The organism is Mariprofundus sp. KV, from assembly GCF_013387475.1.
Lineage (GTDB): Bacteria > Pseudomonadota > Zetaproteobacteria > Mariprofundales > Mariprofundaceae > Mariprofundus.
Genome location: NZ_VWNB01000005.1, coordinates 16735 through 31086 on the forward strand (window position 1 = coordinate 16735; position 14352 = coordinate 31086).

Here is a 14352-nt window from a genome sequence, read left to right on the forward strand (position 1 = left end):
GCAGAGTGCTTATACTCAGGCTTTTCGAACCGCCTGCTCAACACCCTCCAGCAGCAGTAGTGCTGCATCAAAGTCGTAAGCATCGAGATGTTTCTTCATGCGTGGAAGCTTGGCTGCAATCGATGTGCCGGAAAGGGCTGACTCAAGCTCATCAAGAAGATCAACGGCATCACCGTCATAATCCTCCAGTAGCAGGCGCATGCGTTTAAGCACGGCATTGGCCCGGTCGCGATCAAACTCACCATCCTCTGCCACCACCACCGTTTCAGATTTCCCCTCAAGCCAGCCGCGGATTGCAGCGATAATCTCAACAAGCATGTTGGCAGCCACCCGAAAATCATCCGCATTGGTATCGCTGCCTTCGCGAATCAGCAGCTCCAGTCGGCCAGCCTCATCATGCAACGCTTTGGCACCGATATTTCCCGCCACACTCTTTAAGGAGTGGAACAATCGCTGCGCAACAGCAGCATCACCGCGCTCCATCGCCTGCAAGGCCTGTTCTGTGACATTAGCCTGACTCTCGACAAACTTGCCAACAACCTTACGGTAGAGTTGCAGATCACCACCCACGCGCCTCAGGCCATCGCTGACATCAATACCATGCAGCTGTGGCAGCGTCTCATCCTGAGTCTGCTCGACCATGCCAACCTCACCCAGACGGAAACTGCTCACCCACTTCTCCAGCTTACTATAGAGGTCCTGCGGATCGATCGGTTTGGCGATATGATCATTCATGCCCGCCTCAAAACAGTCACGCACATCTGAGGGCAGCACATTGGCAGTCATGGCGATAATCGGAAGATTTGCAAAAGCGGCATCGCTACGAATCAGACGCGTAGCCTCCAGCCCATCCATAATCGGCATCTGCATATCCATCAGCACACCATCAAAACTATCCGAGCGCACTGCATCAACGGCCTGTTGCCCGTTGTGGGCAACAACCAGACTGATACCTGCTTTAGTGAGCAGCCCTTCAGCCACCATCTGGTTGATCGGATTATCCTCAACCAGCAGCAATCTGGCCCCCTGCAGATGTGCCACACTGCCAGCCAGCCCATCTTTACCTGTAGCCTGCTCATGATCACTACTACTAAAACCGAACACGCCTGCGATCGATTCAAGAATCGAGGTGGCTGTAACAGGTTTGAGCAGTGTGGATGCAAAACCGGCTCTGGCAGCCTCCTCATTGGCCACATTCTGACCATAGTTGGCGGTCAGAATAGCGGGTGGCAGCGTTTTGAGCCTGGCGGCTTTACGGATCAATGTGTAGCTCTCAAAACCGGTTGTTTCAGCCAGAGTCCAGTCGATGATCAGCAGACCGAAAGGATCAGTTGCGGAATCCTTCAACGCTTTCGCTGCCTCTTTTACTGTCGAGACATGCGCGGCACGCATGCCAAAGCTCTCAATAAAACGGGCCAGAATGATTTTGGAGGTGGGGTTATCATCAACAATCAGCGTACGCAGCCCCTGCAGCGGCTCAGGCACGACAATCACTTTGGAGACACTCTCAGTAGCTGCCTCAAAACGCGCCGTAAAATAGAAGCAGCTACCCTTGCCTTCGACACTGTCCAGCCCGATTTCACCACCCATCATCTCAACCAGCTGTTTGCAGATCGCCAGTCCCAGACCGGTACCGCCATAACGGCGGGTAATCGAGCTGTCGGCCTGGGTAAAGGCCTGAAACAGGCGCGACTGCTGCTCTTTACTCAGGCCGATACCGGTATCGGTCACCGTAAAACGGATCAGATGGCCATGTTCATCAGATGACTGAATTCGGGCGCCAACAATGATCTGCCCCTCTTCGGTAAACTTTACGGCATTGTTCACCAGATTCAGCAACACCTGTCCCAGACGATGCGGATCACCATTTAAGCGTGGCATGCGGGGTGGAAAATCGATAAGGAAATCGAGCCCCTTTTCACTGGCGCGAACACCACCGATATTGGCCAGATTATGCATCGCCTCATCCATATCGAAATCGATGCGATCCAGCTCCATTTTGTGCGCTTCGATCTTGGAGAAATCGAGAATATCGTTGATGATGGAGAGCAGCACTTCGGAAGCCTCCAGCGTTTTGGTCAGATAGTTGCGCTGCTGTTTGTCTCTTTCGCGATCCAGCGTCAGATGTGTCAGTCCGATCACCGCATTCATCGGGGTACGGATCTCGTGGCTCATATTGGCAAGGAAATCACTCTTGGCCTTCATCGCAGCAATGGCCCTGTCTCGCGCTTCAGCCAGTTCGCGGGTGCGATTCTCCACCTGCTCCTCCAGCGTATGGCTATGCTCTTCCAGCTTCTCATAGGAGTCGCGCAGGCTTGCCGCCATCTCCTCTAGTGAGCTTACCAGTACACCGATCTCATCTTCAGTGCGGATACTGATATGCGGCGTGGCACTGAAATCGCCGCCGGCCAACTCGTGCGAAAAGCGAACCAACTGCTGAATCGGACGCGTCCACATGCCTGCCAGGAAATAGACCACGATGGAGCCGACAACCAGAAACAGCAGCGCTGTAAGTGTCGCCTGCAGCAGCATATGGTTCATCTCATCAGCCACATAGGCTTCCGACTCTTTCAATGCCTTGTTCAACTCATCGAGAGAGAAACCAAGTCGCAATACACCCCACTGCTCCTCATCCACCAAAATCGGTACAATCGACTCCATGAAGGCGAGCTCTCCGACTTCGAATTCGTGTTTGGCTTTGAGCTTCTGACTGACAGCAAATTCGGAGACATGACCGTGCAGAATCTCCTGCCTCAGCTCACTGCTCAGATTGGCACCATAGGCGACTCTGGGCTGATCACCCTGCATCAGAATCACATATTTGAGATCATCGATATCGCGCACGACCTCACGCACATACTGGTTGGCCAGAGACAGACGGTAGGTGGCAATCAGTTTCTGCAGATGACTGGACATCTGTTCCGAGGCGCGATCTGATTTCTTGGTCATCTGCTCCTTGAGAAAAGAGCTGTGAGCATTGAGATTTTTTTTCAGGGCAGTTTTCTGACTGGTCACCTGCAGCACCGTCAACAGTCCCACAATTGCCACGATCATGCCGACCATCGCCACCATCAGTTTCCAGCGAATACCTTTTCGTATCGAGAGCTTTCCCATCAACTCAGTATCATTCATCGACAACCCTTATGGTGCAGCAGCACCCGGCAAATTAGATGCGTATCATCATCACCTGTCTATAACAATTCTATGGGAAGCATCACAAACAGGCCAAAAATAAAAAAACGGTGTAGGCGCTAACGGGTGATCCGGCTATCATTGCCTCATGTCGAATTCACCTGATCTTTCCGTTTCATTTGCCGGTCTCACCCTGCAAACCCCACTCGTCCTGCTCTCCGGCTGTGTCGGTTTTGGCGAGGAGTACACCCGTGTTGAGGGGTGGGATAACCGCAACATCGGCGCGGTTATCCTCAAAGGCACCACACTGGAGCCGCGCATGGGCAATGCACCACACCGCGTTTATGAGACCCCATCGGGCATGCTCAATGCTATCGGCCTGCAGAATCCCGGTGCGCGTTATGTGGTAGAAAATATCCTGCCCAACCTGCCGCATGAGCAGACCCAGTTCTGGGCCAATGCCAACGGCACCTCGCCTGAAGAGTACGCCGAGGTGGCCCGCATCTTTGAAGATTCACCGGTTACCGCCATTGAGATCAATATCTCCTGCCCCAATGTTAAGGAGGGTGGTGTCCATTTCGGTAACGATCCACGCATGGCGGCCCGCGTGGTCGAAGCGATGCGTCCCCACACCAGCAAACCGCTGATCACAAAACTCTCGCCCAACAGTGCCGATATTGCTGAAACAGCACGTCTGGTGATTGAAGCGGGCAGTGATGGCCTCTCGGTGATCAATACACTGGTGGGTATGGCTGTGGATATCGAAAGTAGAAAACCGGTCATCAATAATATCTCCGGCGGTCTCTCCGGCCCCTGCATCAAACCGGTTGCGCTGTGGAAAATTCATCAGACACGCGCTGTTGCAGCCAAACACAATATCCCGATTCTCGGTCAGGGCGGCATCACCAATGCCAAAGATGCGGTTGAATTTGCCGTGGTTGGCGCCGATGCCATCGGTATCGGCACTGGTCTCTTCTATGATCCACTGATGTGTGGAAAGTTGTTGGACGGTCTCTCCGATTATCTCAATCGCCACAATCTGGGCTCCTATACAGAGCTCGTGGGAAGCCTTGTTACGAACAAAGCTTAATCTGCTGCTGATTGCTCTGCTGCTCACTGCGGCAGGGGCTGCAGATGCCGGATCACTCTCTGTTGTTGGTCAATCCCGCTGGGTAGAGGTGGGCAGAGTAATCGATGGCGATACCTTCCACACCAAGAGCGGCGAAAAGGTGCGTCTGCTTGGTATCAACACACCCGAGATCGCCCATGACAGCTCGCCTGCCCAACCCTACGGCATCGATGCCAAACGCCAGCTAGAGCAGTTGATCAGTGGCAAAACCGTACGTCTGCAACTGGATCGAGACAGAAAAGACAACTACGGCCGTACACTGGCTCAGGTTTTTTTAAGGGATGGCAGCTGGATCAATGCACTGCTGGTACGCCAAGGTCTGGCCCTTGTCTACACCTTTGCCCCGAATTTCCAGTGGGCGCAGCAGCTGTTAAAAGAGGAGGCACTGGCGCGCAACAATATGCTCGGCATCTGGAAATCAGAGAGGTTTAAAGTGCTTGATGCCGGCGATGTGACGGCTCACCTGATCGGTCAGTTTCGTCTGCTGCGCGGCCGCATCAAGAGCAGCGGCCCATTCCGCTACCAGCTCGGTAAAGTCATGGTCACCATTCCGCGCAGCGCCAGAGGGTGGTTTACTCCTGCACAGATGCCCCATGACGGGCAGCAGGTGATTGTGCGTGGCCGCATACGCACATCAACCGGTGGTGGCCTCTTTCTCGCTTTGCACTCACCCTTTGATCTGGAATAATCCGCTTTCTGCCCTCATCCTTGGGCTCTCTCAATCCGGAGGTAATTTGTGAAATCCCGTTTCATGCTGCTGTTGATGCTATTAACCCTGCTCTCTGCCTGCGCCAAAAATCCGGCCACCGGCAATCAGGACTTTGTCATGATGAGTGAGACCGAAGAGCTGAAGATCGGTAAACAGGCCTTTGCAGAGTTCAGTAAAAATCTGATCCTGCTGCCTGAGAGTGATCCACTGGCGCAATATGTGAACCACGTCGGTCAGAAGGTGGCGGCAACTGCGGATCGGCAGGATCTCTTTTACCACTTCTATGTTGTTGATGATGCAACGATCAACGCCTTTGCCCTGCCCGGTGGTTATATCTTTATCCATCGCGGCCTGATCAACCATATGAATAACGAAGCCGAACTTGCTGCTGTGCTCGGCCATGAGGTCGGCCATGTCACCGCCCGCCATTCGGTACAGCAGATATCCAAGGCCAGAGCTTATCAGACGGCCCTGATGATCACCTCTGTGTTTGTTCCCATCCCGCAGGGGGCAACGATGTTCTCCGACCTGATCGCTCTCTCCATCATTCAGGGTTATGGCCGTGATGCCGAGTTCCAGTCCGACGAGTTATCTATCCGCTACCTGACTCAGGCCGGTTATGACCCCAACGCCACCATCGGTATTCTGAAAACACTTAAGCGACTGGATGAGATCGATACGCTTGAGAAAACAGATGCCGGTGAGAAGGTGGAGAAATACCACGGCGCCTTCTCCAGCCACCCGGAGACACGCAAACGTATCGAAAAGAGTATTGCCGAAGCCGCTGCAGGTCAGCTCAGTGGCGGCCTGACCAATCGCGACACACTGCTTTCAGCCATCAATGGTTACGCCTATGGCGACAGTGCTGAACAGGGCGCAGTTGTTGGCCGTCGTTTCCTGCATCCCGAGCTCGGTTTTCAGCTTGAGTTCCCCAAGGAGTGGGTGATCAACAACACGCCGCAGGCGCTGCAGGCACGCCTGCGCAAGCAGGAGGTCTACTTCCAACTTCAGCTGGTTGAGCTGCAGAAGCGTTACAGTGTTGAAGAGGTATTACAAAAGTCTTTTCCGAAAGAGCGTAATCTTAAGATCAACAGTGGCAGGCAGGCCGGTATGGACTACGCCCACGCCAGCATTAAACGCTCAGCCCCCAAGGTGAGCTTCGCCATGATTGATGCCCACGTCTTTCTGCAGGGCAGCAGAGCTTTTGTACTGACCATGTGGTGTGACAGGGATGAGTTCGATAAACACGCAGCTGATTTTGCCACCATTGCCAAATCGTTCCGCTCTTACGACAAACAACGTGACGGAGATGTGCCGCGCATAGCACTACATCAGTGGAGAGCGGGTGACTCATGGCAGGCTCTCGCCGCCAGCAATAAGAACATTCTGGGTCGTTTCACGGCTGACCGGCTGGCTGCACTCAACAGCATGGGCCTGGAGGAGAAGCCTGCTACAGGCAGCCTGATAAAAATCGTGAAGTAAAAGCGGCGCTGATCTTGCTTGTTGATTATACAGCACCTAAAACAGGAGGCTCTATTGGCCCCTTTGAAACAGACAATCAGTAACGACTGCATGCGATGTTTAACTTCGCAAATGATTGTTATATCAAGTCTTTAATGATCCACGCCTCCAACTTTCCACTACTTGACCGCATCTCCAGTGGCATTCTGGCGATCGACAGAGATGGCAGGATTATGCTCTGGAACAGTGTCATGGAATCGTGGCACAGGAAAAGCAGGGCTGAGATGAGCGGCAAAAATCTGTTCAAGCTCTTCCCGCATCTGGACAACAGTATGTTCAAAGCAGAGCTGGCCGGAGTATTTGATAGTAGCAACACAGCAGTTTTCCCTGCTGCTGATCAGCAGATCATCCCCTGCCCGCTTGCCGGTGGCGAGTTTCGTCATCAGAAAGTAACCATCTCGCTGCTGGATGAGCATCAACTGGCACTGTTCACCATCGAGGATCAGACCGAACAGCGCAAATTGATCCACGACTACAGGAAGATAGCAGCCAGCCTTCAATCTGAACTGAATCAGAAAAGCCGTCTGATTAGCGCTATCGATCAGGCTGCCGAAGCGATCATTATCGCCACGGTTGATGGTAAAATTGATTATGTGAACAAGGCCTTTTTCACGCAGACGGGATGGCAACATAGTGATCTCAGCAACGCCACACTGGCGCAGCTGTTCACGCAGGCTGAAGATGGTTTTGAAACACACCTGAATCGGGTATTTAGTGAAGGAAAAACCTGGCAGGGACGACAGAAGATCAGTGGTAGTGACGGCACACTGTTTACCGCCTCGGTCAGTATCGCCCCCATTCAGGATGAGAGCGGCACAGCCACCCATGTGGTGATTATTCAGGAGGATATCAGCCAGCAGGTCGCTCTTGATGAGCGTTTGCGTCGCTCACAGAAACAGGAGGCGCTGGTCACCCTAGTTGGCGGCATTGCACACGACTTCAACAATCTGCTCGCCGGCCTGATCGGCCAGACCTACCTGGCCAGCCGCGAAGTTAAAGAGATGCCCAAGACGCTGACTCGTTTGAAGAAGGTGCAGAAGATTGCTCAGGAAGCCTCTGAGATCGTCAAGCAGCTGTTAACCTTTGCCCGACAGGGCGACCATTCAGCCAAAGAGTTCCCGCTCAGCGCCTTCATCAAAGAGTTCCATAAACTGGCGCAACATACGGTACCCGAATCGATTCAACTGCGGTTGGATTTCTCACCTGACGAATACACCTTCAGAGGTGATGCCAATCAGCTGCAGCAGTCACTACTGAACATGATCCAGAATGCTGTAGAGGCGTGTGGTGACAACCATAATGGGTTGATCGAACTGACCCTTAACCCGCTTGATCCAGCTAAAGATATGGCGCACATTGTTAAATATCCGGTACTGCGACATGGCAATTTTGCCCATATCCAGATCAGAGATAACGGACGCGGTATCAGCAGTGAAAACATTGAAAAAATATTTGACCCTTTCTACACCACCAAACAGTTGGGCAGTGGCTTGGGATTGGCCATTGTTATGGGTTGTATCCGCAGTCATCACGCCATTATCGATGTGCAGAGCACGCCCGGAGAAGGCAGCACATTCCATCTCTTCCTGCCACTGAAAGTGGCCAAACCCATGACCCCGACCATTCCCGTGGAAAATTCACTCAACGCCACTATTTTGCTGGTCGATGATGATCCCAATGTACTGGAACCGACCAAAGAGTTGCTGGAGTGCATGGGGCACCATGTCACACTGGCGTGTGATGGAATTGAGGCGTGTGAACGCTTCGAGTCCAATCCGGCCCAGTGGGATATTGTCATCACCGATATGGTGATGCCACGCATGAACGGGCTGGAGGCAGCACGCAGGATGCGCATGCTGGTGCCAACGATTCCGATCATCTTTGCTACCGGTTACGATCGTTCTCTGGTGATTGAAGATACCCGCAAAATGGCGCAGACACTGCTGATCAGCAAACCGTTCAATCCTGACGAACTGGATCAGCAGATTATCAAAATGGTGAAAACCAACCGAGGCAGTTAAAGGCCTGTAATGCATAGCGAGCATCGATACAGCACGGAGCTCATTCTCCTGCAGCTTCCACCTTATTCGGCCCCGTCAAACAACCCCTGCAGCAAGGCGTCGCTCATCTGCTGCATGTGATCAGGGAAGAAATGCCCAGCCCCCTCAATGGCATGGAAATCGATATGGGCTTTGTCTTTGACGCTGGCTCGCACCCGCGCAAAGGGGACAATCTCATCATCGGTGCCTGCAATCACCGTGATCGGCCTGGTCTCGCCACGCATGAAAGCGAAGGGCCAGAGATTCACGGCAGGTGCAACGGCAAACATATGGGAAACGCGGCTATCGCTTCTGGCAGCCTGCAATCCGGCATAACAGCCAAAAGAGAAGCCGGCCATCCAGAGTGGTGCGTAGGGGTGCATCTGGCTCATCCACTCAAGAGCTGCGCGGGCATCATCGCTCTCCCCTCGCCCCTCATCCCATTCGCCTTGGGACTCTCCCACGCCACGAAAATTAAAACGCAGAACAGAGCAGCCCTGCTGCTCAAATGCGCGGCTCATCCAGTAGACCACCTTGTTACGCATGGTGCCGCCAAACTGCGGATGCGGATGACAGACCACCACGGCAGGGCTCTCCTCTTCACCGGGATGGTAGAGCCCCTGCAGTCCGCCGACAGGGCCCGGAACAGTGACCTTAATATGCTGACTCATCAGTGCCCGAACATCTCGCTATAGGCGACTTCGGAAAAGCCCACTTCAATACCATCACCTTTTACCAGCACAGGGCGTTTGATCATCGAGGGATATTCACACATCAATGCAATGGCACGCTCCCTGTCTACCCCCTCTTTCTGCTTATCAGTCAGCTTGCGCCAGGTCAGGCCGCGCCGATTCAGCAGCAACTCCCAGCCAACCCTGTCAGCCCATTGCGAGAGAAGATCACGACTGACCCCCTCTTTTTTGTAGTCGTGAAAGGTATATTTTACAGCATGTGCATCCAGCCAGCTGCGCGCCTTTTTCATGGTGTCGCAATTGGGGATACCGTAGAGGTCACACATCAGCAAACTCCTTTATTGTTAAAATCAATATTGGAAGAGCCTGACTTTATTAAGCACATCCATCGGGTAATCTCAGTCGGTCTGTTCGCGAATGAATGCGAAGAACTCCATCGCCCCCTCTGTGGTGAGTGGCGTAACAACCATCTCGATCGAGAACTCAAAGCCGTCACGATGCAATCCCTGGGTTCGCATCGGCTTGTACAGCCATGGGCCGATATTGGTTTTTTTGTAGTGTTGCATGCCGCGACGATGATCCTCGCGCAGCCGTTCAGGAACGATTGTCTCAAGTGGTTCGCCGATAATCTTATGGCGCGGCCAGCCAAAGAGAATCTCGGCACTGCGGTTCCACTCAATGATATTGCCATCGGCATCAGCGCTGACATAAGCATCGTAGGTGTGGTCGATGATCGCCTGCAGACGCTCACCCTTCTTCTCCAGCTGACCCCGCAGTGCCTGCTGGCGGCCGAAATCACGCTGGGCATAAAAGCCGAAACCGATCAGCGTCGCAGAGATCAACAGCCGCATCCAGAGCTCATCGGCATCCGCACTGAACAGATTATCCAGGAAACTTTCATCACCGAATATGAACACATGCAACAGCGCTTCAGCAGGCCAGAACAGCACCGCCACAAGAATCCCTAAACCACTATAGCCTATCCGCTGCAGCATCAACCCTCCCGTTCAGGCGCATCGCAACGTGCAACCTGAAAGCGCCTTCCCTGGCACGCTTTGAGTAATATGTACCTCGATCACTGCTGTTGCAACGCATATTGCGCAAAAAGCTGTGACGTTGAGACATTCCGATCCAGATAGAGAGAGAGCAATTGCAGATCAGCCGCTCCTCCGATCTCCCCGCTAACAATGGTGTCAAAACCGGCTCCACCAATCAACCTTAATCGGGTTGTGATAAACAGCCGATCAAGCACCCGATCAGCAATCAGAGTCCTATGCACCTGCGGTCCGGCAATCATATAGGCACTGCGATAACCCTGCTCTATCAACACGCTTTTCACTGCAGCACCGGACACATCAGGGCTATCGAGCACAAACAGTTCAACGCCTGCAGCTTGAAGTGCCGCACCTCTGGCAGGCTCAGCCCGGTTGCCTGTACATATCAAAACACGTCGTCCCTGTAGCAGCTTCAGAGCAGCGACAGGAATATCGAGACTATTGGATAGTATCAGCACGTCAGGCTGAGCTCTCAGGCCCGCTGACTTTCGCCAGTCTCGAAGGTCGGCATATTCATCCTCCTGCCCCACCGGCAACAGATCCTGAGCTTCACCTTTGGCGAGCTGCCTGAAATAGCGGGCAGAGGTGATCATCACATCAGCCTGAGCTGCCAGTTCCTGATAGAGCCTCCAGTCGCGACGATTGATGATATCCGTAGGTACCTGTGACTGCGATGGGCGCTCCGTGGTGAGCGAGATACGTCCATCGAGACTGGTGATGTAGTTGGAGTAGATCAGCAGATCACCATCGGCAGCCTGCCTGTGCAGGTTCAAGCCAAGGTAGAGCCCTTGAAGCGGCCTCTCCTCCTCAGTCGGCGGATAGAGTGATAGCACGGTCACGCTGGCAGAGCCGCTGACGCATTTGCCGATGAAAGAATAAAAGCAGCCATAGAGCCATAGACTATAATGGTAATGAAGGCTGTTCACAACGGAGGTATTCCATGGCTATTGCCATGTTTCGCGATCTGTTTTTCTGCTCTGCCATCATCCATATCGGACTACTGCTCTGGTGGCTTCTCTTCTTCAGGGAAGCTCTGAATATCTACGTCCATGTAGTTCTTCAGCACGCAAAGGCAAAAGCGTGGTTTTTCCTTTGCTTACAAAACCAAGCACTTACTGTGCATATTTTGGCAAGCCATCCATGGCTTGCACGGATACGCTGACTTTTTCAGAGCATCCTTAGCTTTGCCCGTGATCTGATCTATCGCATGCACAGCCGTTTTTTCAAACTTCCGGATGCGACGTTTGATGCCATCCACTACGGCGGCATGGCCGTCTACAAACTATGCATCTTCATTTTCACTATTGTCCCCTACTTTGCCTTGCTGATTATCAGCCCATAAATAACACTCGGGCTTATGCAGGAGAAAAGCACCATCATTGAGCAGTTGCGGCAGTGGAGCGTCAGATTGAAAACCGGTCTGCAAACGCTCTACCTGTGCGGCAAACATCCTGAAACACCGAGGCTGGCCAAGACCATTGCTATCATTGTTGTCGTCTACGCCTTAAGCCCAATCGATCTGATTCCCGACTTTATTCCCGTCATCGGTTATCTGGATGATCTGCTACTGGTTCCGGCAGGTATCTGGTTAGCCATTCACCTGATTCCCGATCCCATCTGGCAGGCCTGCAGAGAGGAGGCGCTTCGCCATCCGATGCAGCTGCCGATAAACCGTACAGCAGCTATCTTTGTGGTCATCTTCTGGCTGATTATTCTGGCCCTGCTGTTATGGCTGTGGCTAGAGCCAGATTCAGCCGCTAGTCTCTAACCTGAATCAAGGAGCTCCTATGTCCCCATTGCGTTTTGTTCAATCCGGCCTGTTCGCCACCACCCTGCTTATCACCACCCCTGCAACTGCCGGCTGGATGGATCAGCTCGGTGGCGCTGTCGATACCTACAACAAGGCCACGCAAGGCAGCACAGCCACTGCCACAGCATCATTAACCAACAGCGATATGATTGCAGGGCTTAAAGATGCACTGCGGGTCGGCTCTGAACAGGTGGTCGGACAACTCAGCAAAAACGACGGGTTCAACAGTGATCCGAAAATTCATATCCCCCTCCCTGAGAGCATGCAGCACGTGAAATCGGCTCTCTCAGCAGTCGGCATGGGTTATATGATGGATGATCTGGAGCTGAAACTGAATCGCGCTGCCGAGGTGGCGACCCCCAAAGCCAAACGCATCTTCGCAGATTCGATCAAAGCGATGACCATTGATGATGCCAAAAACATCCTCAGTGGCCCGGATGATGCCGCCACCCAGTACTTCAAAGGCAAGATGAGCAAGCCGCTCTCGGCAGAGATGCGCCCTATCGTACAGAGTGCACTGAATGAAGCCGGAGCCGTGCAGGCCTATGACTCCGTGATGGGTGAATACAGCTCACTGCCTTTCGTACCTGATGTAAAAGCCAACCTCACCCAGCATGTACTTGATCTGGGACTGCAGGGCATATTCCTCTACATGGCCGAAGAGGAGGCCGCGATCCGTAAAAATCCGGCCAAGCGCACCACCGACATCCTGCGAAAAGTATTCAGCCGCTAACCACACTTCGTATGTAAATCGGGTGAAATCCGGGGTTGCTAACGTTGTTGTAACGTTCTACGTCGCTTCTCTACACATAAGAAAAAGTCCGACAGGACCCATGCATTTTATTTAGAAGAAGCTATACTCTCTAAACTGATTGGAAGATCAGCGCCCCCTATACATCAACAGCAGAGCAGGAGCAGCATCAGGGCTATGGTTCAACAGCAAGACAGTACGCTATCACGTGGATGGAGAGTGATCTCAACCATCGACTCTTCGCACTCACTTATCAGTTGGGTGGGCATCACACTGACCACCTTTATCGCGGCTATTGTTGCCGATATGGCTCACGCTTCAAAATCGACCGTAGTGATCATCGGGGTGGCTGTATTTATTCTCACTACCCTGCTGGTGATGACTATACTCGGTCGACGTAAAGCGGTGGAAGAGAAGAGGATGATCGACAGCACTGCCAAAATATCTCTTCTTCAACTGCGCAGTGAGGCACTTTTGAGAGGCTGGAATTTCAGCCGGGGCAGCGAGCAGACGCTGGAGTTTACCCTGACCGTCAGTCAGGCCGCACTGGATTGTCAGATCGAGTTCTGGGGGCGCAAAGAAATTGACGCCGCAGAGGAGGTAATCCGATCCAATCCGCTGCAACCGATTCCCGCTGGTCACTGGTTAGAGTTTGCCGTTGAACCGGTCCGCTTTGTCACCTCAACGGACAACTATTTCACTCGCAGTTATGAGTTCCCTTCACTGGAGAAAAAAGGCTACCTCGATCTGCATCTGAACCGCGAGCAGGCTCTTATATGGTTAGATACGACTGCAGAATCCTCCAGAAATCCAGACCTGAAAAGCCAGCCAACTGATTAATTACCACAAATCTACAGGACAGTAGATTTGGACGACGATTAGTCGCCCTCAGGGATAGCGGCAGGAGCCGCTAGTCAGAACCAGCTACCATCATCGAGGTCATCTTTGCAGCGTCTTAGCTGTTTATCATAGATGGCAGCCTTGCGTTTGACCTTTTGAGACACCTTAATCAGCCACGGTTTTTTGTTATAGGTTTTACGTTTCCAGCCACCATGCCCTTCATGATAGGCAAGATACTGATTGTAGGCATCCCACTTGGAGATGCCGAGGGTTTTCTGTGAGTAGGTGCCATACCAGCCGATGAAATCGGTGGCATCTTCGAAATCATCACGATCTGCCCCCCAGTTGCCGGTCTGATCAATATACCAGTCCCAGGTCTCATCTTTAACCTGGGCATAACCGTAAGCGGTAGTGATACGGCCATAGGGGATAAAGCCCAGTATCCAGTCACGCGGGGTTTTCGCCTCAGCCCGGAAACGGGACTCCTGCCACATGATCGCCATCTGCACATGCACCGGTACGCCCCACTTCTCAAAGGAGTCGTTGGCATACTCATACCAGTCATCTTTCTCTTTAAAAATTGAGCATACATCATCAACATTTTTCGGCGGCCCACTGGCACAGCCAACCAGAGCAAACAGAGAAAAGATCAGTAGCAGCCTGGTCAGTGACAT

15 protein-coding genes are annotated in these 14352 nt (G+C 52.8%); 9 read left to right on the forward strand and 6 right to left on the reverse strand.

Features of this window, described 5'->3' with window-relative positions; all coding sequences use genetic code 11:
- Nucleotides 1–15: 15 nt before the first annotated feature.
- Nucleotides 16–3132, reverse strand: a complete 3117-nt coding sequence (locus tag F3F93_RS05050; protein ID WP_176958084.1) for a response regulator — start codon at nt 3130–3132, stop codon at nt 16–18.
- Between the two features lie 148 nt (nt 3133–3280).
- Here F3F93_RS05050 and F3F93_RS05055 point away from each other — a divergent pair, with 148 nt between their 5' ends.
- The 4 genes from F3F93_RS05055 to F3F93_RS05070 all read left to right on the forward strand — a co-directional run bounded on the left by F3F93_RS05055 (nt 3281) and on the right by F3F93_RS05070 (nt 8512).
- Nucleotides 3281–4222 (forward strand): dihydroorotate dehydrogenase, encoded by a 942-nt coding sequence (locus F3F93_RS05055; protein ID WP_176958085.1) that lies wholly within the window; start codon nt 3281–3283, stop codon nt 4220–4222.
- Complete coding sequence (locus tag F3F93_RS05060) at nt 4203–4949, forward strand: thermonuclease family protein (RefSeq protein ID WP_194334980.1); 747 nt, start codon at nt 4203–4205, stop codon at nt 4947–4949. Before F3F93_RS05055 ends, F3F93_RS05060 begins: the two co-directional genes overlap by 20 nt.
- 48 nt (nt 4950–4997) lie before the next feature.
- Nucleotides 4998–6452, forward strand: coding sequence for a M48 family metalloprotease (locus F3F93_RS05065; RefSeq protein ID WP_347239202.1), 1455 nt, complete (start codon nt 4998–5000; stop codon nt 6450–6452).
- Between the two features lie 134 nt (nt 6453–6586).
- Entirely contained in the window at nt 6587–8512 is a 1926-nt protein-coding gene (locus tag F3F93_RS05070; RefSeq protein ID WP_176958086.1) for a PAS domain-containing sensor histidine kinase, read from the forward strand.
- A gap of 62 nt (nt 8513–8574) precedes the next feature.
- On the opposite strand, the gene F3F93_RS05075 is transcribed toward F3F93_RS05070, so the two are convergent.
- From F3F93_RS05075 to F3F93_RS05090, 4 genes are all read right to left on the reverse strand, one after another.
- Complete coding sequence (locus F3F93_RS05075; RefSeq protein WP_176958087.1) at nt 8575–9201, reverse strand: alpha/beta fold hydrolase; 627 nt, start codon at nt 9199–9201, stop codon at nt 8575–8577.
- Nucleotides 9201–9548: an ArsC family reductase gene (locus F3F93_RS05080; protein WP_176958088.1), complete on the reverse strand. Its 348-nt coding sequence runs from the start codon at nt 9546–9548 to the stop codon at nt 9201–9203. Before F3F93_RS05080 ends, F3F93_RS05075 begins: the two co-directional genes overlap by 1 nt.
- Before the next feature lie 72 nt (nt 9549–9620).
- Complete coding sequence (locus F3F93_RS05085) at nt 9621–10217, reverse strand: PAS domain S-box protein (protein ID WP_176958089.1); 597 nt, start codon at nt 10215–10217, stop codon at nt 9621–9623.
- 80 nt (nt 10218–10297) lie between these two features.
- Complete coding sequence (locus F3F93_RS05090; protein ID WP_176958090.1) at nt 10298–11116, reverse strand: dihydrofolate reductase family protein; 819 nt, start codon at nt 11114–11116, stop codon at nt 10298–10300.
- 101 nt (nt 11117–11217) lie between these two features.
- Here F3F93_RS05090 and F3F93_RS05095 point away from each other — a divergent pair, with 101 nt between their 5' ends.
- The 5 genes from F3F93_RS05095 to F3F93_RS05110 all read left to right on the forward strand — a co-directional run bounded on the left by F3F93_RS05095 (nt 11218) and on the right by F3F93_RS05110 (nt 13678).
- Complete coding sequence (locus F3F93_RS05095; RefSeq protein ID WP_176958091.1) at nt 11218–11439, forward strand: hypothetical protein; 222 nt, start codon at nt 11218–11220, stop codon at nt 11437–11439.
- A 12-nt stretch (nt 11440–11451) separates the two neighbouring features.
- Nucleotides 11452–11619: a DUF6868 family protein gene (locus F3F93_RS12610; protein WP_347239212.1), complete on the forward strand. Its 168-nt coding sequence runs from the start codon at nt 11452–11454 to the stop codon at nt 11617–11619.
- A 15-nt stretch (nt 11620–11634) separates the two neighbouring features.
- Nucleotides 11635–12045, forward strand: coding sequence for a YkvA family protein (locus tag F3F93_RS05100; RefSeq protein WP_176958092.1), 411 nt, complete (start codon nt 11635–11637; stop codon nt 12043–12045).
- A gap of 19 nt (nt 12046–12064) precedes the next feature.
- The gene (locus F3F93_RS05105) at nt 12065–12820 is read left to right on the forward strand and encodes a DUF4197 domain-containing protein (RefSeq protein WP_176958093.1); all 756 of its coding nucleotides are present in this window, start codon (nt 12065–12067) and stop codon (nt 12818–12820) included.
- A gap of 195 nt (nt 12821–13015) precedes the next feature.
- Entirely contained in the window at nt 13016–13678 is a 663-nt protein-coding gene (locus F3F93_RS05110) for a hypothetical protein (RefSeq protein ID WP_176958094.1), read from the forward strand.
- 74 nt (nt 13679–13752) lie between these two features.
- Here the strand turns inward: F3F93_RS05110 and F3F93_RS05115 are convergent, their stop codons facing one another.
- A complete protein-coding gene (locus F3F93_RS05115) occupies nt 13753–14352 on the reverse strand; it encodes a transglycosylase SLT domain-containing protein (protein WP_176958095.1) in 600 nt (199 codons plus the stop codon).